Annotated in this window: 15 protein-coding genes; 12 read left to right on the top strand and 3 right to left on the bottom strand. The window is 68.1% G+C overall.

All coding sequences use genetic code 11. From position 1 onward, the window contains the following. Positions 1-43 precede the first annotated feature (43 nt). Positions 44-775 (top strand): cell division protein ZipA, encoded by a 732-nt coding sequence (gene zipA, locus GQ674_RS11350; protein ID WP_159497165.1) that lies wholly within the window; start codon positions 44-46, stop codon positions 773-775. Positions 776-1,049: 274 nt separating this feature from the next. On the opposite strand, the gene GQ674_RS11345 is transcribed toward zipA, so the two are convergent. Continuing rightward, complete coding sequence (locus GQ674_RS11345; protein WP_236546065.1) at positions 1,050-2,156, bottom strand: pyridoxal phosphate-dependent aminotransferase; 1,107 nt, start codon at positions 2,154-2,156, stop codon at positions 1,050-1,052. A 137-nt stretch (positions 2,157-2,293) separates the two neighbouring features. Here GQ674_RS11345 and ligA point away from each other — a divergent pair, with 137 nt between their 5' ends. From ligA to GQ674_RS11305, 8 genes are all read left to right on the top strand, one after another. Beyond that, entirely contained in the window at positions 2,294-4,756 is a 2,463-nt protein-coding gene (gene ligA, locus GQ674_RS11340; protein WP_159497163.1) for an NAD-dependent DNA ligase LigA, read from the top strand. A gap of 51 nt (positions 4,757-4,807) precedes the next feature. Beyond that, positions 4,808-5,293, top strand: coding sequence for a GNAT family N-acetyltransferase (locus GQ674_RS11335; RefSeq protein WP_159497162.1), 486 nt, complete (start codon positions 4,808-4,810; stop codon positions 5,291-5,293). Further along, the gene (epmA, locus tag GQ674_RS11330; RefSeq protein WP_159497161.1) at positions 5,290-6,234 is read left to right on the top strand and encodes an EF-P lysine aminoacylase EpmA; all 945 of its coding nucleotides are present in this window, start codon (positions 5,290-5,292) and stop codon (positions 6,232-6,234) included. Before GQ674_RS11335 ends, epmA begins: the two co-directional genes overlap by 4 nt. Before the next feature lie 225 nt (positions 6,235-6,459). Further along, a complete protein-coding gene (locus tag GQ674_RS11325) occupies positions 6,460-7,104 on the top strand; it encodes a DUF3011 domain-containing protein (protein WP_236546296.1) in 645 nt (214 codons plus the stop codon). A 41-nt stretch (positions 7,105-7,145) separates the two neighbouring features. Continuing rightward, positions 7,146-8,207, top strand: a complete 1,062-nt coding sequence (gene mtnA, locus GQ674_RS11320; RefSeq protein ID WP_159497159.1) for an S-methyl-5-thioribose-1-phosphate isomerase — start codon at positions 7,146-7,148, stop codon at positions 8,205-8,207. Between the two features lie 292 nt (positions 8,208-8,499). Beyond that, positions 8,500-11,217, top strand: coding sequence for a DNA gyrase subunit A (gyrA, locus tag GQ674_RS11315; protein ID WP_236546064.1), 2,718 nt, complete (start codon positions 8,500-8,502; stop codon positions 11,215-11,217). A 225-nt stretch (positions 11,218-11,442) separates the two neighbouring features. After that, positions 11,443-13,965: a membrane-bound PQQ-dependent dehydrogenase, glucose/quinate/shikimate family gene (locus GQ674_RS11310; protein ID WP_159497158.1), complete on the top strand. Its 2,523-nt coding sequence runs from the start codon at positions 11,443-11,445 to the stop codon at positions 13,963-13,965. Positions 13,966-14,213: 248 nt separating this feature from the next. Then, positions 14,214-14,666, top strand: coding sequence for a transposase (locus GQ674_RS11305; protein WP_159497157.1), 453 nt, complete (start codon positions 14,214-14,216; stop codon positions 14,664-14,666). Between the two features lie 227 nt (positions 14,667-14,893). On the opposite strand, the gene GQ674_RS11300 is transcribed toward GQ674_RS11305, so the two are convergent. Beyond that, complete coding sequence (locus GQ674_RS11300; RefSeq protein WP_159497156.1) at positions 14,894-15,283, bottom strand: DUF3037 domain-containing protein; 390 nt, start codon at positions 15,281-15,283, stop codon at positions 14,894-14,896. Further along, positions 15,261-16,037 carry a HipA family kinase gene (locus tag GQ674_RS11295; RefSeq protein WP_159497155.1) on the bottom strand — a complete coding sequence of 259 codons (777 nt, stop codon included), beginning with the start codon at positions 16,035-16,037 and terminating at the stop codon, positions 15,261-15,263. The genes GQ674_RS11300 and GQ674_RS11295 overlap by 23 nt, the downstream gene beginning before the upstream one ends. 91 nt (positions 16,038-16,128) lie before the next feature. On the opposite strand from GQ674_RS11295, the gene GQ674_RS11290 reads away from it, so the two are divergent. The 3 genes from GQ674_RS11290 (at position 16,129) to GQ674_RS11280 (ending at position 19,556) form a co-directional block, all read left to right on the top strand. Beyond that, positions 16,129-16,497, top strand: a complete 369-nt coding sequence (locus GQ674_RS11290; protein WP_159497154.1) for a hypothetical protein — start codon at positions 16,129-16,131, stop codon at positions 16,495-16,497. A 134-nt stretch (positions 16,498-16,631) separates the two neighbouring features. Next, positions 16,632-19,094: a prolyl oligopeptidase family serine peptidase gene (locus tag GQ674_RS11285; protein WP_159497153.1), complete on the top strand. Its 2,463-nt coding sequence runs from the start codon at positions 16,632-16,634 to the stop codon at positions 19,092-19,094. Positions 19,095-19,232: 138 nt separating this feature from the next. Beyond that, entirely contained in the window at positions 19,233-19,556 is a 324-nt protein-coding gene (locus GQ674_RS11280) for a hypothetical protein (protein WP_159497152.1), read from the top strand. Positions 19,557-19,635: the final 79 nt, after the last annotated feature.

The raw sequence follows: 19,635 nt of genomic DNA, 5'->3' as shown, positions 1-19,635 counted from the left end.
CATCCTTAGTACCTGAACGTATTTAGCCGGAGACCCCCACCGAATGTCCGACATGGCACTGCTCCGCATCGGCATCCTGGCCGCCGGCCTGCTGTTGATCGCCGCGATCTTCCTGTTTGGCCGTCCGAAGAAAAAATCGCAGGGTCGTCGCGTCGACACCGCCGAGAGCGGTACCGGCGCGCGCCGTGAGCCGAGCCTGGGCGAAGGCGAGGGCAGCGATGCCGCCGCTGGCAGCACTGGCGAGGACGGCGTGACCCAGCCCGAACTGGGTCTGCCCGACGTCGATGGCGCCGCCAGCGACCTGGGCAAGCGCGCCAGCCAGGATTTCGACAAGATCGTGTCGTTGTTCGTGGCCGCCCGCGCCGGTGAACAGCTGCGTGGCGAAGACATCGTCGTGGCCGCTGAAAAGACCGGCTTGGTGTTTGGCCACATGAACGTGTTCCACCGCCTGGTCGAAGGCCATCCCGAGCGCGGTCCGATTTTCTCGATGGCCAGCATCATGAAGCCGGGCAGCTTCGACATGGCCAACATCCGCGAGATGGAAACGCCGGCGATCGCCTTCTTCCTCACCCTGCCGGCGCCGCTGACCGCGCTGGACGCGTGGGAAAAGATGCTGCCGACCGTGCAGCGCATGGGCGAACTGCTCGACGGTGTGGTGCTGGACGACAGCCGCAATGCCCTGGGCCGCCAGCGCATCGCGCACATCCGTGACGAACTGCGCGCCTACGATCGCCAGCACCAGGCGCCGCCGCTGACCAAAGCCCCGCGCTGGTAACGCCACCCGGTGGTCATCGACCGTTGGTCGATGCGCGAGGGCGGCGCGATGCGCGATCTCGATGCGGATCGCGGCCCGAAGCGCGATGTCAATGCGCTTTGCGGCCAACGCGCGATGAGCCGGTAGGCATCGACCGTTGGTCGATGCCCTTTGTGGCCCAACCTACGATGCGGCGGTAGGCATCGCCCGTTGGTCAATGCGCTTTGCGGTAGTGCCGGCCGCTGGCCGGCAACCACGATATCCGGAACGAAGAACAGTCGACCCACGGTCGGCTCTACCCGGTGATCGCCGCGAACGCGTCGCGGAACCGCGCCATCTCTGCCGCCGTGCCCACCGTTACCCGCACCCGCTGCGGCCAGATCGGCCAGCTGCGGCCGATCACCACGCCGTGTTCGGCCATGGCCGCAGCGAACGCACTGCCGTCGCGCTTGACGTCCACCACGAAGCAGTTGGCTTCGCTCGGCACGCAGGCGAATCCGCGCGCGGCCAGCCAGGCCACGGTGGCCTGCCGCACCTGCGTGTTCTCGGCCTTGCGCTGCGCCACCAGGCCCGGCGCGCGCAGGCTGGCCAGCCCGGCCGCGAGCGCGGTGACCGGCAGCGGGTTGTCGCCCAGGCTGGCCAGTTCGCGCAGTCGGTCCGGGTGCGCCGCGGCCACGCCCAGGCGCAACCCGGCCATGCCGTACAGCTTGGAAAACGTACGCAGCACGATCACATCATCGCGCTGAGTCACCTGGGCGATCACCGAGCGCTGCTCGCTGTACTGCAGGTAGGCCTCGTCGACCAGCACCCGCGTCTGCCGGGGCTTGTTGGCCAGCAGCCAGGCGATGTCCGCGGCCGGGGTGATCGACCCGGTGGGGTTGTTCGGATTGCACAGGTACAGCAGGCCGGCATTGATCTGTGCGGCCGCAGCGGCCATCGCGCGCACGTCATGCGCGCCGTCCTCGCGCAGCGCGACCCTGGCAACGGTGGCGCCACGCGCGGCGGCCAGGTCGCCCAGCGCTTCGAAGGTGGGGTCGGCCACCACCAGCCCGGCGCTGGCCGAGGTCCACAGCATCGCGGCACGGTTGAGTGGCTCGCTGGAGCCCGGGTACAGCCGCACGTGGTCCTTGCCGATGCCTTCCTGGCTGGCGAACAGGTCGCGCAGCTCACCGGCCAGCGCGAACAGATAGCGCCCGCTACGGGCCACGATCTCGCGCGCCGCGGCCTGCGCCACCGGCGCCGGGCCATACGGGCATTCGTTGAAGTTCAGCAGCACCGGGCCGCCGCCGGCGCTGGCACGCGGCGTGGCGGCCGACACCGTCGACACGCCCAGCCCGGACAAGGCCAGGCCGGTGCCGGCCAACTGCAGGAACGAACGGCGGGAAGGGGCGGCAACGGTCACGTAACACCTGCACAGAGGGACTTGGCGCACGCTAACCCTGTGCCGGGTTGCCGGCAATAGCCACGCGGCACCGGTGCGGGGTGGCTGCCGGGCACCGCAGGCCATAAAATCAACAGCCCTTTCAGGATCCCTCCCGGATGAGCCCCAGCCCCGCTGAACGTGCCGAGGCACTGCGCCGCCAGATCGACGATGCCGGCACGGCCTACCACGAGCGCGACGAGCAGCTGATTCCGGATGCGGAGTACGACCGCCTGGTGCGCGAGCTGGAAGCACTGGAGCTGGCCCACCCGGAACTGGCCGTTGCCGATTCCCCCACCCAGCGCGTGGGCGGCAAGGCCTCGTCGCGGTTTGCCGAAGTGCGCCATGCCGTGCCGATGCTGTCGCTGGGCAATGCCTTCAGCGACGAGGAAGTACAGGATTTCGTGCGCCGCATCAGCGAGCGCCTGCGCCGCGATGCGCTGTACTTCTCCGCCGAACCCAAGCTCGACGGCCTGGCCATCAGCCTGCGCTACGAGAACGGGCGCTTCGTGCAGGGCGCCACCCGTGGCGATGGCAGCACCGGCGAGGACGTCAGCGCCAACCTGCGCCAGATCGCGGTGATTCCGCAGGAGCTGCAGGGCGCCGGCTGGCCGGACGTGCTGGAGGTGCGCGGTGAGGTGTACATGGCGCGCGCCGATTTCGAGGCCTACAACGCGCAGGCGCGCCTGCACGACGGCAAGGTGCTGGCCAACCCGCGCAACGCCGCGGCCGGTTCGCTGCGCCAGCTGGACCCTAAAATGAGCGCGCGGCGCAAGCTCAGCTTCTACGCCTACGGCACCGGGCAGGTAGAGGGCGGTGAATTGCCGCCCACCCATTCGGCCACGCTGGCGCAGCTGCGCGCGTGGGGCTTCCCGGTCAGCGACCTGTGCCAGGTGGTGGAAGGCAGCGCAGGCCTGTTGGCCTATTACCGTGACATCGGCGAACGCCGCGACGGGCTGGCCTTCGACATCGACGGCGTGGTCTACAAGCTGGACGACCGCGCCGGGCAGGAAACCATGGGGTTCGTGTCGCGCGCGCCACGTTGGGCGATCGCGCACAAATTCCCCGCCCAGGAACAGACCACCACGGTGGAGGCGATCGAGATCCAGATCGGCCGCACCGGCGCGGCCACCCCGGTGGCGCGCCTGAATCCGGTGGCCGTGGCGGGGGTGATCGTCTCCAACGCCACCCTGCACAACGCCGACCAGATCCAGCGCCTTGACGTGCGCGTGGGCGACACGGTGATCGTGCGCCGTGCCGGCGATGTGATTCCCGAAGTGGTCAGCGTCATCGCCGAGCGTCGTCCGGCCGGCACCACGCCCTGGCAGATGCCGGCGCAGTGCCCGGTGTGCGGGTCGGAGATCGTGCGCGAAGAGGGCGAGGCCGTGTGGCGTTGCTCGGGTGAACTGAGCTGCCCGGCGCAGCGCAAGGAAGCCATCGCGCACTTCGCCTCGCGCCGCGCCATGGACATCGACGGCCTGGGCGGCAAGTACATCGAAACCCTGGTGGACGCCGGCATCGTGCGCGGCGTGGCCGACCTGTACCGGCTCACCCGCGACCAGCTGCTGCACCTGAAGCTGGTGCTGGACGCTGAAACGCCCGAGGCCCTTGCGGCGCAGATCGGCCTGCACCTGCCGCCGGAAGGCAGCGGCGACTACCTGCGCGCCATCCTGCAGCTTGATGGCAACGACGCCGGCTGGCGTGCCACGGCACTGGCAATGCCGGCCGCCTTTGCCTGGAACACCAGGAAGATCGCCACGCGCTGGGCCGACAACCTGATCGCGGCAATCGACGCCAGCCGCGACACCACGCTGGAACGGCTGCTGTTCGCGCTGGGCATCGAAAACGTTGGTGAAAACACCTCCAAGGGGCTGTCGACCTGGTTCGGCGACCTCGAGCTGATCCGCCACCTGCCGTGGCCGCTGTTCAAGCGCGTGCCGGACATCGGCGGGGAAGTGGCGCGCTCGCTCGGTCACTTCTTCGAGCAGTCCGGCAACCAGGACGCCATCGATGCGTTGCTGCAGGTCGGCCAGGTGCGCATTGGCGATACGCACGCGCCGTCGGCCAAGCTGCGCGACGGCCTGGATTTCGCCCAGGTGCTGGTGGAGGCCGAGATTCCCGGCATCACCCGCCTGCGTGCCGAAAAGCTCACCGCCGTGTTGCCCGATGCGGCCGCATTGGTCGACGCCGAGCCCGTGCGTTTCGTGGCGGCCGGGCTGCCCAACGAAGTGGCGCTTGGCCTGGCCGACTGGCTGGACCGCGACGGCCATGCACAGATGCTGCTCAAGGCCGACGACTACCGCCGCACGCTGCTGACCCGCGCGCCGGAGCAGACCGAACAGGTGGACGGCCCGCTGGATGGCCAGACCGTGGTGCTGACCGGCACGCTGGCGCAGATGACCCGTGACGAGGCCAAGGCGCGGCTGGAAGCGTTGGGCGCCAAGGTGTCCGGCAGCGTCTCCAAAAAGACCGCGTTCGTGGTGGCCGGCACCGAAGCCGGGTCCAAGCTGACCAAGGCCGGGGAACTGGGCGTCGAGGTGTGGGACGAAGACCGCCTTGTCGCGTTCCTGGCGCAGCACTGAACCCACGGCGGGGCCGTTGCGCCCCGCCGTCCCGCATCACCGGAGAACCCCATGCACACTGCCGTCCTCGACTTCCGCCTGGCCACCGTGGCCGACACCGACCTGCTGATCGGGCTGATGCGCGAGTTCTACGCCGAAGACCAGCTCGACTTCGACGACGCGCGGGTTCGCATTGCGCTGGCCGCGCTGCTGGAAGACCCGCGCAACGGCGAAGTGCTGCTGTGGCTGGACGAGGCGGGCAGCGTGGTGGGCTATGCGGCGCTGGCGATGGGCTTCAGCCTGGAGCAGGGCGGTCATTTCGCGCTGCTCGACGAGTTGTACCTGCGTCATGCCGCGCGCGGACGTGGGCGCGGCAAGCAGGCGCTGGCCATCCTGGAACAGCGCGCCAATGCGCGCGGGGTGGCGCGCATGCGGCTGGAAGTAAACCACCACAATGAACTGGCACGGCGGCTGTACCTGGCCACCGGTTACGTCGACGACACCCGCGACCTGCTCACCCTGCCACTCGCGCAGCGGCTGAAGGACGCGCGCGCATGATCGCCGCGCTGCGCCAGCGCGCCGCGCTGAACGCGTTGATCCGGGCGTTCTTCGCCGCGCGCGATGTGCTGGAAGTAGAAACGCCGATCCTGTCGGCGGCCGGCAACACCGAGCCGAACATCGACAGCTTCCACACCCGCTTCAGTGGCCACGTTGACGCCGGCAGCGCGCAACGCTGGTTGCGCACCTCGCCCGAGTACCCGCTCAAGCGCCTGCTCGCCGCCGGCGTGGGCGACTGCTACGAACTTGGCCGGGTGTTCCGCAACGGCGAAGCCGGTGGCCGTCACAACCCCGAGTTCACCATGCTGGAGTGGTACCGGGTGGGCTGGGACCACCACCGCCTGATCGAGGAAACCGTTGCGCTGGTCCGCGCCGCGCTCGGCCTGGTGCAGCGCACCGCCGATCTGCGCGTGGTCGACTACCGCAGCCTGTACCAGCAGCACCTGGGCGTTGACCCGTTCGACGCGCCGCTGGAACAGCTGCAGGCACCGCTGGCGTCGGTGCGCATCGATGCCGAGGGCCTCACCCGCGACGACTGGCTGGACCTGCTGATGACCCATTGCATCCAGCCCACGTTCGATGACGACCGCATGACCGTCGTGCACGACTGGCCGGCCAGCCAGGCCGCGCTGGCGCGTATTCGCCCGGGCACGCCCCCGCTGGCCGAGCGCTTCGAGCTGTACCTCGGCGCGGTGGAACTGGCCAACGGCTATCACGAGCTGAACGACGCCGCTGAACAACGCGCGCGCTTCATCCGCGACCATGCCGTGCGTGCAGCGCGTGGAGCCGTGTTGCCGCCGCTGGACGAGCCGTTGCTGCAGGCCTTGCCTCACCTGCCCGATTGCGCCGGTGTTGCGGTCGGGGTGGACCGCCTGTTGATGGCGATGAACCGCACCACGCGGATTGCGGACGTACTGGCAATCGATTTCGCCCACGCCTGAACCCGTAAGCTGCGTGATTGTCGCGTGTACGCCTTGCGCGACCTGCACGATGATGCTCTGATCACAGCGCATGCCTGAAGGTAGGCGCGTGATCGTTCAGTTGCGGCGGGGAATGCGTTGATGAAGCTGTGGGAAGTTGCCGAACTGCCGTCATGGAGCGCGCCGCGCTGGACGTGGACGTGGTGGACGCTGGTGCTGTGCAGCAGCGTGCTGCCGGCCACGGCGATGGCAGACCAGACCGGGTACGAAGCGCAGGTGGTGCGTTGCCAGTCGCGTGACATGGAATGGGTGCACTGCGACATGCCCGTGGCCAACGGCGTGGACCTGGTGCGCCAGCTGTCGGACAGCAGTTGCATCCGTGGCACCGAATGGGGCACGGATCGGTCCGGCGTGTGGGTGACGCTGGGCTGCCGTGCCGAATTCCGTAGCCGACCGGCAGGCGGCGCCAGTGCCGGCGCTGCACGGCAGGTGCGCCGGGTGCTGCGTTGCGAATCCAGTGGCCGGCCGCAGAGCTGCCCGGTGGCATTGCAGGGCGCACCGGTACGGCTGCTGCGCCAGCTGTCGGCGATGCCGTGCCGCGAAAACCACAGCTGGGGCGTGCGGCGCAACGAAGTATGGGTGACGCGCGGCTGCCAGGGCGACTTCGAAGTGGGGGCCGCCGACGGCTCCGGTTTCCTGGATGCGCCGCGCACGCTGGTGTGCGAATCCAAGTCGCGCCAGCGTCGTTTCTGCGGGGCGACCATCGGCAGGGGTGCGCGCCTGTCCAAACAGTTGTCGGGCAGCCCGTGCGAGGAAGGCCGCGGCTGGGGCTGGGATGCGCGCGGGGTCTGGGTGGACAACGGCTGCCGCGCCGAATTCCAGGTCAACTGAGCCGCTTTGGCGGCTTGGGCGTGCGCCGCTACAATGGCGCGATGAACGCATCCACCGACATCGATTACGCCCGCTACGACCATATCCGCCCGATCCTGTGGACCGGCGATACCCTGCAATTGCTCGACCAGCGCAAGCTGCCGTTCGTGGTGGAGCACGTGGAATGCCGCGACAGTGACGCCGTGGCCGAGGCCATCCATGCGCTCACCGTGCGCGGCGCGCCGGCGATCGGCATTGCCGCCGCCTGGGGCGTGGTGCTGGCCGCGGCCGGGGTGCAGGCCGACGATGGCGCGCAGGCGCTGGCCAAGCTGGAACCGGCCCTGCAGCGGCTCAACGCGTCCCGCCCGACCGCCGTCAACCTGGCCTGGGCGCTGGCCCGCATGCGTCGCGCGCTGGCCCCGGCCGGTGCCGACTGGCAGCAGGTGCTGGCCACCGAGGCCCAGGCCATCGCCGATGAAGACCTGGCCGCCAACCGCCACATGGGCGCGCTCGGCGCCGGCCTGATCGAGGCCGGCAGTGGCGTGCTCACCCACTGCAATACCGGCTCGCTGGCCACCGCCGGGTTCGGTACCGCACTGGGCGTGATCCGCGCCGGCATGGCCCAGCACCGCATCGCCAAGGTCTTTGCCGGCGAAACCCGGCCGTGGCTGCAGGGCGCGCGCCTGACCGTTTGGGAGCTGCAGCAGGACGGCATCGACGCCACCCTGATCGCCGATTCGGCCGCCTCGCACCTGATGAAGACCGGCGCGGTGCAGTGGGTGATCGTCGGCGCCGACCGCATCTGCGCCAACGGCGACACCGCCAACAAGATCGGCACCTACCAGCTGGCCATCGCCGCCCGCCACCACGGGGTCAAGTTCATGGTGGTGGCCCCGTCCTCCACGGTGGACATGGACACCGCCGACGGCGAGCAGATCGAGATCGAGCAGCGCGATCCGGGCGAGCTATATGGGGTAGGGGGCACGCGCACCGTGGCCGAGGGCATCGCCGCGTGGAACCCGGTGTTCGACGTCACCCCGGGCAGCCTGATCGATGCCATCGTGACCGAGCGCGGGGTGATCCTGAGCCCGACGGTGGCCAACATGCAGGCCGCGTTCGGCTGATTTCCGCCGCCATGTGCCACGACCAACGGTCGTGGCCTACCGGGATCGGGAGGGTGGCCTGGCCCCCTTCCGGGCAGGTCCCGGTCGCTGGCCGGTACGCCTTTCACGGCCCCGCCCCGCCCATACCCGCAACGCCCCCGTAAGTTCCTGATTCTTGCCGGTAAAACGCCCGTAAAAGCAGGCGGAAAACGGCCCGTTGTGGTAGACTTCACCGGTTAATCGAGATTCCGGCGCGATCGCCCCGAAAGGGCTGGCGCGACGGACTGGACCGCTCCCAGACAACGGAACCCGAATGGCAGAAACCGCCAAGGAAATCATCCAGGTCAACCTGGAAGACGAGATGCGCAAGAGTTACCTCGATTACGCGATGAGCGTGATCGTGGGCCGCGCCCTCCCGGATGCGCGCGATGGCCTCAAGCCGGTGCATCGCCGCGTGCTGTTCGCGATGAGCGAGTTGAACGCGCACAGCAACAAGCCTTACTTCAAGTCGGCCCGTATCGTCGGTGACGTCATCGGTAAGTACCACCCGCATGGCGATCAGTCGGTGTACGACACGCTGGTGCGTCTGGCACAGCCGTTCTCGCTGCGCTACATGCTGGTCGATGGCCAGGGTAACTTCGGTTCGGTCGACGGCGACTCCGCCGCGGCCATGCGATACACCGAAGCCCGCATGTCCAAGCTCACCCATGAGCTGATGGCCGACCTCGACAAGGAAACGGTCGATTTCCAGCCCAACTACGACGAAAAGGAACTGGAGCCGACGGTCATGCCGACCCGGTTCCCGAACCTGCTGGTCAACGGTTCGGCCGGTATCGCGGTGGGCATGGCGACCAACATCCCGCCGCACAACCTCACCGAGTCCATCAACGCCTGCATCGCGCTGATCGACAACCCCGAGATCGACGTCGACGGCCTGATGGAGTACATCCCGGGCCCGGACTTCCCGACCGCGGGCATCATCAACGGTACCGCCGGCATCGTTGCCGGTTACCGGACCGGGCGTGGCCGGGTGCGCATCCGCGCCAAGGCGGAGATCGAAGTGGCCGACAACGGCCGCGAATCGATCATCGTCACCGAGATCCCGTACCAGGTGAACAAGGCCCGGTTGATCGAGAAGATCGCCGAGCTGGTCAAGGAAAAGAAGCTCGAAGGCATCAGCGAACTGCGCGATGAGTCCGACAAGGACGGCATGCGCATCTTCATCGAGATCAAGCGCGGCGAGTCGGCGGAAGTTGTGTTGAACAACCTCTACCAGCAGACCCAGATGGAGTCGGTGTTCGGCATAAACATGGTGGCGCTGGTCGATGGCCGCCCGCAGCTGCTGAACCTCAAGCAGATGCTCGAGGCGTTCGTGCGCCATCGCCGCGAAGTGGTCACCCGCCGCACCGTGTACGAGCTGCGCAAGGCGCGCGCCCGTGCCCACGTGCTGGAAGGCCTGACCGTTGCGCTGGCCAACATCGACGAGATGATCGAACTGATCAAGACCTCGCCCAATCCCGGTGAAGCACGCGAGCGCATGCTGGCGCGCTTGTGGGAGCCGGGCCTGGTCGGGTCGATGCTGGGCGCTGCCGGTGCGGAAACCTCGCGTCCGGAAGACCTGCCCAAGGGCGTGGGCCTGATCACCGGCGGCTACCAGCTGACCGAGATCCAGGCCACCCAGATCCTGGAAATGCGCCTGCACCGCCTGACCGGGCTGGAGCAGGACCGCCTGACCGAAGAGTACAAGCTGCTGCTGGAAACCATCGCCGGGCTGATCCACATCCTGGAAGATCCGGACCGCCTGCTGCAGGTCATCCGCGAAGAGTTGATCAACGTGCGTACCGAGTTCGGCGACGAACGCCGCACCGAGATCCGCCACAGCGAAGAAGACCTGGACATCCTCGACCTGATCGCCCCGGAAGACGTGGTGGTGACCCTGTCGCACGCCGGTTACGTCAAGCGCCAGCCGGTCAGCGCCTACCGTGCCCAGCGTCGTGGCGGCCGTGGCCGCAGCGCGGCCTCGACCAAGGAAGAGGATTTCATCGAGCAGCTGTGGCTGGTCAACACGCACGACACGCTGTTGACCTTCACCAGCGCCGGCAAGGTGTTCTGGCTGCCGGTGCACCAGTTGCCCGAAGCCGGTTCAAATGCGCGTGGCCGCCCGATCATCAACTGGATTCCGCTGGAACCCGGTGAGCGGGTGCAGGCCGTGCTGCCGGTGCGCGAGTACGCCGAACGCCAGTTCGTGTTCTTCGCCACCCGCAACGGCACCGTCAAGAAGACCCCGCTCAGCGAGTTCGCCTTCCGCCTGGCGCGCGGCAAGATCGCGATCAACCTCGACGAAGGCGATGCGCTGGTGGGCGTCGGCCTGACCGACGGTGAGCGCGACATCCTGCTGTTCGCCTCCAACGGCAAGACCGTGCGCTTCGGCGAAGACAAGGTCCGCTCGATGGGCCGTACCGCCACCGGCGTGCGCGGCATCAAGATGGCCAAGGGCGAAGAGGTCGTGAGTCTGATCGTGGCCGAGAGTGCCGGCGGCAACGAGGACGAGAGCGAGGACGACGGCAGCGTCGAAGAAACCGTGATCGAGAACGGCGATGCCGTGATCGAGGTCGGCGACGACGACACCATGCTGTACATCCTGACCGCCACCGAGAACGGCTATGGCAAGCGCACCCCGCTGCCGGATTACCCGCGCAAGGGCCGCGGCACCCAGGGTGTCATCGGCATCCAGACCACCGAGCGCAACGGCAAGCTGGTCAGCGCGGTGCTGATGGGCGCAGCCGATGAAGTGCTGCTGATCTCCGATGGCGGCACCCTGGTGCGTACCCGTGGTTCGGAAATCAGCCGCGTGGGCCGCAACACCCAGGGCGTCACCCTGATCCGTCTGTCCAAGGACGAGAAGCTGCAGGCGGTTGAACGTATGGACGCGTCGATCGGTGACGACGAACCGGCGGACGTGGTGCCGGTTGCCGGGGAGGCCGCTGCGGCCGAACCTGCCGCCACCGACGAGCAGACCCCGCAGGGCTGATCGCGCTGACAGGCACTACCACGACGACGCCGGCCTTGTGCCGGCGTCGTCGTTTCTGCAGCTTTCCGGGACGGCACCTTGCCTATCGTGGCGGCCCGCTGAAAGAACGCATGTGCTTCACGGCGGCGGTGGGATAACGGCTCCCGAACCAGCGGACATTCGCGTCCGCGATGACAGTCCACCAGTGGCCGGACCCGGTTCGCGCCACGCCGCATGGAGACCACGATGTCCGCCGCCCCCCGCGCCGCACGCCCCGATCCTTCGTCCACCGCCCGGCGCCCGCGCCATGCGCTGGTGACCGTGTTGTCCCTCGTCCTGATGCTGCTCGGCCTGGTACTGGGCGGGCTGGGCGCATGGCTGGCCAGCCTGGGCGGCTCCTGGTACTACGTGCTGGCCGGTGTTGGCCTGCTGGTGGCCGGCGTGCTGCTGTGGGGCAACCGGCGCGCCGGTGCGCTGTGGTTCGGCGCGGTGTTCGTGGGCACCTTGCTGTGGACGTGGTGGGAGTCGGGCAGCGACTACTGGCGCTGGGTGCCGCGGCTGGGCCTGATCGTCGGCATCGGCCTGGTGCTGTCACTGCTGCTGCCGACGCTGGACCGACCGTTCTCGCGTCGCTTTTCGCGCAGCATCGCCGGCGTGCTGGCGCTGGTGTTCGTGGCCGCCTTCGCGCTGGCGTTCGTCCCGCATGGGGTCACCGCGGCCAGCGGCAGCTTCCCCGAGGCGATGACCAGTACCGGGCTGGCGCCCACCGCCGACGCGCCGCTGCAGCCCGCCGACAAGCCGGGCGACGACGACTGGGCCGCGTACGGTCGCAACAACGCGGCCACCCGCTTCTCGCCGTTGCAGCAGATCACCCCGGACAACGTGGCCAAGCTCGAACAGGCGTGGCTGTTCCGTACCGGCGATCTGCCGCAGAAGCGCTGGGGCGCTGAAACCACGCCGCTGAAGGTGGGGGACACGCTGTACCTGTGCACCGCACGGAACCAGCTGGTGGCGCTCAACGCTGCCGACGGCACCGAGCGCTGGCGCTTCGATCCGAAGATCAAGGACAAGTCGATTCCCTACACCGCCGCGTGCCGTGGCGTGTCGTACTACGAAGTACCCGCGACCGCGCAGCAGGCCGCCGATGCCGACGTCGCCGCCGACCTCGCCTCGGGGCAGTCGCAGGTGCCGGTGCTGACCCAACTGCCGCGCAGCGCCTGTTCGGCCCGCATCATCGAAGGCACCCTCGATGGCCGCCTGATCGCCGTGGACGCGGCCACCGGCAAGCCGTGCGCGGGCTTCGGCAACAACGGCCAGGTCGACATCACCCTGGGCATGGGCGACAGCCCGGCCGGCTATGTGTCGATCACCTCGCCGCCGGCGATCGTGCAGGGCGTGATCGTCACCGGCCACCAGGTGCTGGACGGCCAGCGCCGCGACGCACCGTCCGGCGTGATCCAGGCCTACGACGCCATCACCGGCAAGCTGCGCTGGGCCTGGGACATGGACCAGCCCGAACTGACCGGCCTGCCGTCGCAGGGCAAGACCTACACGCGCGGTACCCCCAACATGTGGACCACCGCCACCGGCGATGACCAGCTGGGCCTGGTGTACCTGCCGATGGGCAATTCGGCAGGCGACTACTGGAGCGGGTCGCGTACGGAGAACCAGAACAAGTACGCCACCTCGCTGGTTGCCATCGACGTCAACACCGGCAAGCCGGTCTGGCACTTCCAGGCGGTGCGCAAAGATGTGTGGGACTACGACATGGGCTCGCAGGCCACGCTGGTCGATTTCCCGACCGCCGCCGGCAAGGTGCCGGCGATCCTGCTGCCGACCAAGCAGGGCGACATGTACGTGCTCGACCGCCGCACCGGCAAGCTGCTCACCCCGGCCGAAGAACGCAAGGTGCCCACCGGCGGCGTCGAACCGGAGCAGCGTTCGCCCACCCAGCTGTTCTCGCTGTACCACACGCTGCGCAAGCCGGACCTCACCGAGCGCGACATGTGGGGCATCACCCCGATCGACCAGCTGGTGTGCCGCATCCAGTTCCGCAAGGCCAGCTATGAGGGCTTCTACACGCCGCCCACCGCCGACCGGCATTCCATCGAGTACCCCGGCTACAACGGTGGCTCGGATTGGGGCAGTGTGTCCGTGGATCCGCGTCGTGGCGTGATCGTGGCCAACTACAACGACATGCCCAACTACAACCTGCTGGTGCCGCGTGCCACCGCCGACAAGCTGGGCTGGGTGCCGCGCGAAGACGTGCGGGCCGACAAGGGCGGCGCCGAAGGGGCAGGGGACCCGCAGACCGGCACGCCGTACGCGATCGACGTCAACGCCGGCTGGCGCCTGCCGTTCACCAAGCTGCTGTGCAAGCAGCCGCCTTACGGTGGCATCCGCGCGGTGGACATGCGCACCGGCAAAACCCTGTGGGACCGCCCGTTCGGCAGTGCCCGCGGCAACGGCCCGTTCGGCATCCGCTCCGGTCTGCCGATCGAGATCGGCACGCCCAACAACGGCGGCTCGGTGGTCACCGCCAGCGGCCTGATCTTCATCGCCGCGGCCACCGATGACCTGCTGCGCGCCATCGACCTGAAGACCGGCAAGGAACTCTGGCACGCCAAGCTGCCCGCCGGTGGCCAGGCCAACCCGATGATCTACGCCTTCGGTGGGCGCCAGTATGTGGTGATCATGGCCGGCGGCCACCACTTCATGGAAACCCCCGCGGGCGATTACGTGATTGCCTACGCCCTGCCGAAGCAGTGAGTGCACCACCGGTAACGTAGAGCCGGGCTCTGCCCGGCTGCTCACAAGCCCCGTAGAGCCGGGCTCTGCCCGGCTGCTCACAATCCCCGTAGAGCCGGGTTCTACCCGGCTTGTGTCAGGCGTGTATGGAATCGACGGCAGCCGGGTAGAACCCGGCTCTACGGAGAGAATGCGCCGCGGAAACCCCTGACATGCCACCGCGGACGCTTCTGCTTCATCGCCTTGGAAACGGCGCGCACGATGCAGACATGGCCAGCCCCTCTCTACAGCGTGGACGCATTTCCAGCACCGGCAACTGCTACGTGGTCACCACCGTGACAGCAGGACGCGCCCGCCTGTTCGTCGATACAGCGAATGCACAGGAGGTCATCCACTGGCTGCGCGCCTCGGATGATCAAGGGCGGACCGAATCCGTGGCATGGGTGGTGATGCCGGACCACATCCATTGGATGTTCTACCTGCGCCAAACGCCGCTAGCGATCGTGATGCGCACGTTCAAGTCACGATCGGCAAAAGCGATCAATCAGTTGAACAAGACCCAGGGCGCGCTGTGGCAGCCGGGCTACTACGACCAGCTGCAGCGTGACGAGCGCCAACTGATGACCGAAGCAACCTACATCCTTACCAACCCCGTGCGTGCCGGACTGGCGGCCGGCACGAACGACTATCCCTTCGCCTGGTGTCGCTGGCCACCCCCGTAGAGCCGGGCTCTGCCCGGCTGGCTGCAGAGGTGCATGGGCCGTAACGAAAGGCAGCCCCGTAGAAAGCCAGCCGGGTAGAACCCGGCTCTACGCGGCTGGTCTCAGACATGCATGGACCGCAACGAAAGCCAGCCCCGTAGAGCCGGGCTCTGCCCGGCTGGGCTCAGATATGCGTGGACCGTAACGAAAGGCAGCTCCCTAGAAAGCCAGCCGGGTAGAACCCGGCGCTACGGTACCCGTACCATCTTTGTCAGCAGGTGCGCGACCACGCCGGCCGGGTCGGCAGTGCGGCCTACGTGCGTGCTCGACATCTGCACCACCGAGCTGCGCTTGGCGGTAAGGAAGTGGAAGCGCGCCCGGGCCGGGAGCTGTGCGATCGGGCCGGCGCCCGCGTCGCCACGGCAGATGGCCACGATGGCATCCAGCCACGGCTGCAGGGCGTCCAGGTCCAGGGACGGGGCGAATGCGTGCATCCGCGTCGGGTCTATTTCGATCGCCGCTTCAAGGTGTTTGGCACCCGGGCACGACACGATCACTCCGACATTGATGAACTCTTCGCGTTCAACCCGCGGCACCACGCGGATCACCGCGTAGTCATACGTGTGCAGCGTGGGCACGGACGGCCTCCTGGACGAAGACGGCACGCACCTGCAGGCGGCGCTTGAGATAGTCGATATACGCCTGGCGATACTGCGCCGGGCTGTCGAAGGCGGGTTCGTCAACCAGCCAGCTGTCCGGCACCAGGCCGACGATGCGCTCGATCTCGGTATCGGGCAGCAGCGCGGCCAGTGCCGCGTCCACCTCGGCGATCTGCGTGGCGAACGGCAGCAGCACATGGTCGCGGATCAGCACGAACGGCTTTTCGCAGGCCTCGCCCGCGTTGGCCCAGTCATGGTGGAAGTACATCGCCGCACCGTGGTCGATCAGATACAGCGTGCGGTGCCACACCATCAGGTTGGGGTTGCGCGCGGTGCGGTCGACGTTGCTGGTCAGTGCGTCGAACCACACGATCCGCGAGGCCAGCTCGGCATCCACCGGCATGGCCGCCGGGTCGTAATTGATCGCGCCGGGCAGATAATCGCTGCCGAGATTGGTGCCTTCGCTGGCGCGAATCAGGTCCTGGATCTCCGGGTCCGGTTCGGTGCGGGCGAACTCGCGGTCGAGTTCGACGAACATGATCTCCGGGATCGGCAGGCCGACGCTGCGCGCCATCTCACCGGCGATCAGCTCGGCGATCAGCGCCTTGGGGCCTTGCCCGGCGCCGCGGAACTTGAGCACGACCATGCCGTCGTCGTCGGTCTCGACCACGGCGGGCAGGGAGCCGCCCTCGCGAAGGGGCGTGATGTAGCGAAGGGCGTGAAGTGTGCGCACGGAGCGTCCATTGACGAGGCTGCAGCGTCATCTTACCGTGGCCGGCAGTCCGGTACGGAACCGGGTACAGGCTGCGGCAAAGGAAGGAAACGTGGGCAAGGGAATGGCATATCTGGTGCTAGTCGTCCTGGGCGCGCTGGCGCTGTGGTACAGCGGTCTGCTGGATGAATTCCGCGCGGGCGGCAACCTGCAGGCACGGGAAACGTTCTGGCGCGAGCAGGTACAGGCCGCTGCACTCGACGGCGGCTCCCGCGCAGCGGTCGAGCGGTTTGCCGCACGCCATCAGCTGGCCCTGCAGTGCGACGCGGTTCCCGCCGGTTCGGACCTCATCGAGTGCCTGGCCGACGATCCGCAGGCCAGAGGCGGCACCGCCACCCACCCGATGACCCTGCAGCTGTTCTTCATGTTCTACGGCGACCGCCTGCACACCTTCACCAGCACCCCGCGCCCGCTGGAGTGACGGCGCGCCGACGCGCGCCTGCGGCGACGTGCCAGTGCTTTCGGCCCATTCCGACCCGGACGCCCGGTGCTAGATTCGACGTTTGCCCGGCGACGTCCCTGCCGTCGGGTGCCCACCATCGCAAGGGGACCCACATGCCGATTCGTCGTACCACCCTGGCCGCAGCCGTTGCTGTTGCCACCGTCAGTCTGTTCGCTACCGCGCCGGCCTTCGCGGACTACGCCAAGCCGCCGGAGCACCTGCTCAAGGTGCTCAAGGCCCCGCCGCCGCCGGCGCCCAGCCTGGACCCGAGCGGGCAGCGCCTGCTGCTGACCACCGCGCAGACCTATCCCTCGATCGAGCGCGTGGCCCAGCCGTACCTCAAGCTGGCCGGCGTGCGCCTGGAGCCGAAGAACCGCAGCCGCCATGACACCCAGGGCGGCTATGGCATCCCGGCCTGCGTGGCCGACTTCACCCTGGTCGACGTGGGTACTGCCAAGCACACCAAGGTGGCCTTGCCGCAGGGCTGTGCGGGTGCGGCGCAGTGGTCTGCCGATGGCCAGCGATTTGCGTTCCAGAACGCCGTGGATACCTCGGTGCAGCTGTGGGTGGGCGATGCGGTGACCGGCCAGGTCAAGCAGGTGCCCGATGTGCAGCTCAATCCGATCTTCGGCTACACCCTGCAGTGGTTGGGCGGCGGGCAGCAGCTGCTGGTCAAGCGGGTGCCGGCCAACCAGGGCCCGGCACCGACCAGCGGCAATGGACCCGGTGGCCCGGACGTGCAGGAATCGCTCGGCAGCAGCGGCGAGAGCAGTACCTACGAAGCGCGCGATACGCTGACCAGCGCGCACGATGAAAAACTGTTTGCCTACTACGGGCTGTCGCAGCTGGCGGTGGTCGATGTGGCCGCCGGCCAGGTGCGCAACGTCGGCACGCCGGCGCTGTACAACGAGGTCAACGCGGCACCGGATGGCGTGCACGTGCTGACCGAGACCCTGAAGGCGCCGTTCTCCCACGCCGTGACCTACCAGCGCTTCGCCAACGACGTGGCCGTGCTCGACCTGACCACGGGCCGCGCGGCCGCGATCGCCAGCCTGCCGCTGGCAGACCGCGTGCCGGTGCACGGCGTGCCGGAAGGCCCGCGTGATTTTGATTGGCGCGCCACCGACCCGGCCACGCTGGTCTATGCCGAGGCAATGGACAAGGGCGACTGGAAGGTGACGGTGCCGCACCGCGACCGCGTGCTGTCGCTGAAGGCTCCGTTCAACGGCAAGCCGCAGGAAATCGCGCGCACCGCGCAGCGCTTCGAAGGCATCGCGTGGAGCGCCGATCCGGCGGTGTCGTTCCTGTTCGAGAACGACGAGAACCGCCACTGGCGGCAGACCCGCATCGTCGATGTGGACCAGCCGAAGAAGGAGGGCCGCCTGCTGTGGGATCTGTCCAGCGACGAGCAGTACGCCGACCCGGGCAACCTGGTGTTCACGCGCCTGCCCAACGGCGCGTCGGTGGTGCGCCAGGACGGCGCGTTCGTGTTCCTGCGCGGGCAGGGGGCTTCGCCGCAGGGCGACCGCCCGTTCCTGGACCGTCTGGACCTGGGCTCGCTGAAAACCGAGCGCCTGTTCCGCAGCGACGCCGATGCGTATGAGCAGATCCTCGGCCTGACCGCCACGCCCGGCCGCTACCTCACCTGGCACCAGTCGGTGATGGACCCGCCGAACGCGTTCGTGCGCCAGCAGGGCGAGCGCAACGCCGCAGCGAAGGAAGGGGAGGCACAGTACGCCTCCACCGCCACCGCGCTGACCCGACTCACCGACCCGACCCCGGAAGTGCGCCAGATCCAGAAGCGGCTGGTGACCTACAAGCGCGCCGATGGCGTGGATCTGTCGTTCACCCTGTACACGCCGCCGGGCTACAAGGAAGGCCAGCGCGTGCCGGCCATCCTGTATGCGTACCCGGCCGATTTCGCCAGCGCCGCGCAGGCCGGGCAGGTGTCCGGTTCGCAGCAGACCTTTACGCGGCTGGCACCGTACCGGCTGATGCTGCTGGCCGGCTACGCGATCATCGACAACGCCTCGTTCCCGATCGTAGGCGACCCGAAGAATGCCTACGACACCTACCTGGAGCAGCTGGAAGCCGATGCCAAGGCTGCGGTGGACAAGGCCGTGGACCTGGGCGTGGTGGACCGCAACCGGATCGGCGTGACCGGGCACAGCCATGGCGGCCTGATGACCGCCAACCTGATCGCGCACACCACCCTGTTCAAGGCCGGCGTGGCCACCAGCGGGTCGTACAACAAGACCTTTACCCCGTTCGGTTTCCAGAACGAGCGGCGCTCGGTGTGGCAGGCACAGGACGTGTACCTGAAGGCGTCGCCGTTTTTCTATGCCGACAAGATCAAGCTGCCGCTGCTGCTGGTCCACGGCGAGGACGACGCCAACCCGGGCACCGAACCGTTCCAGTCGCGCAAGCTGTACCAGGCCATCCGCGGCAACGGCGGCACCACGCGTCTGGTGATGCTGCCCAATGAGCCGCACTGGTACACCGCGTTGGAATCCAACGAGCAGCTGGTGTACGAGATGCTCACCTGGTTCGACACCTACGTGAAGAACGCCCGGTAACGTGACCGTTGGTCGACGGCTGTTGATGTCCGTCGACTGTTCTTGCTCCACCTCGATCGGCCGCCCTTCAAAAAGGCGGCCGATCGTCTTTGCGGCGCATGCCGGGAACGACCCAGGCATGCGTTATCCTGCGCCGCAATGAATGCTCTCCTGATATCCCTGCTGCTGGCCGTCGCGCCGGCCGCCGAATCTGCACCCCCGCTGCCTGCCCCGTTGGCGTCGCTCGGCCTCCGCACCGGCATGGATTACGCACCGGTACGCAGCGCGCTGCTTCAGCACGGCTGGACCGCCGAACCTCACGATTACGACGGCGCGCCACCCATCGCCAGGTACCCCGAGGTCGACTGCGGCCAAGGGTGGCAGGCGGTGTGCTCGGTGGGGTATCGCAAGGGCGACAACGTGGTCTACCTGGCCATGGACCCGGCGGCCGACGGCCACCTGCGGCTGTTGGGGGCCGAGTGAGCTGAGCGCGCAGGCGCGCGCTGCCTATCTGGACGCGGACGCGACCGGCAGGCAGAGTGCGCGGGTGACGCGGTGCATG

Origin of the sequence: Stenotrophomonas sp. 364 (assembly GCF_009832905.1) — a bacterium.
Classification (GTDB): Bacteria; Pseudomonadota; Gammaproteobacteria; order Xanthomonadales; family Xanthomonadaceae; genus Stenotrophomonas; species Stenotrophomonas maltophilia_AP.
The sequence above is the reverse complement of the archived record's forward strand: the minus strand, read 5'-3'. Positions and strand labels throughout refer to the sequence as shown.

Excerpts from the sequence above, each read along its gene's own strand:
- zipA (WP_159497165.1), top strand. The coding sequence starts at position 44 with ATGTCCGACATGGCACTGCTCCGCATCGGCATCCTGGCCGCCGGCCTG.
- ligA (WP_159497163.1), top strand. The coding sequence starts at position 2,294 with ATGAGCCCCAGCCCCGCTGAACGTGCCGAGGCACTGCGCCGCCAGATC.
- GQ674_RS11335 (WP_159497162.1), top strand. The coding sequence starts at position 4,808 with ATGCACACTGCCGTCCTCGACTTCCGCCTGGCCACCGTGGCCGACACC.
- epmA (WP_159497161.1), top strand. The coding sequence starts at position 5,290 with ATGATCGCCGCGCTGCGCCAGCGCGCCGCGCTGAACGCGTTGATCCGG.
- GQ674_RS11325 (WP_236546296.1), top strand. The coding sequence starts at position 6,460 with ATGGCAGACCAGACCGGGTACGAAGCGCAGGTGGTGCGTTGCCAGTCG.
- mtnA (WP_159497159.1), top strand. The coding sequence starts at position 7,146 with ATGAACGCATCCACCGACATCGATTACGCCCGCTACGACCATATCCGC.
- gyrA (WP_236546064.1), top strand. The coding sequence starts at position 8,500 with ATGGCAGAAACCGCCAAGGAAATCATCCAGGTCAACCTGGAAGACGAG.
- GQ674_RS11310 (WP_159497158.1), top strand. The coding sequence starts at position 11,443 with ATGTCCGCCGCCCCCCGCGCCGCACGCCCCGATCCTTCGTCCACCGCC.
- GQ674_RS11305 (WP_159497157.1), top strand. The coding sequence starts at position 14,214 with ATGGCCAGCCCCTCTCTACAGCGTGGACGCATTTCCAGCACCGGCAAC.
- GQ674_RS11285 (WP_159497153.1), top strand. The coding sequence starts at position 16,632 with ATGCCGATTCGTCGTACCACCCTGGCCGCAGCCGTTGCTGTTGCCACC.
- GQ674_RS11280 (WP_159497152.1), top strand. The coding sequence starts at position 19,233 with ATGAATGCTCTCCTGATATCCCTGCTGCTGGCCGTCGCGCCGGCCGCC.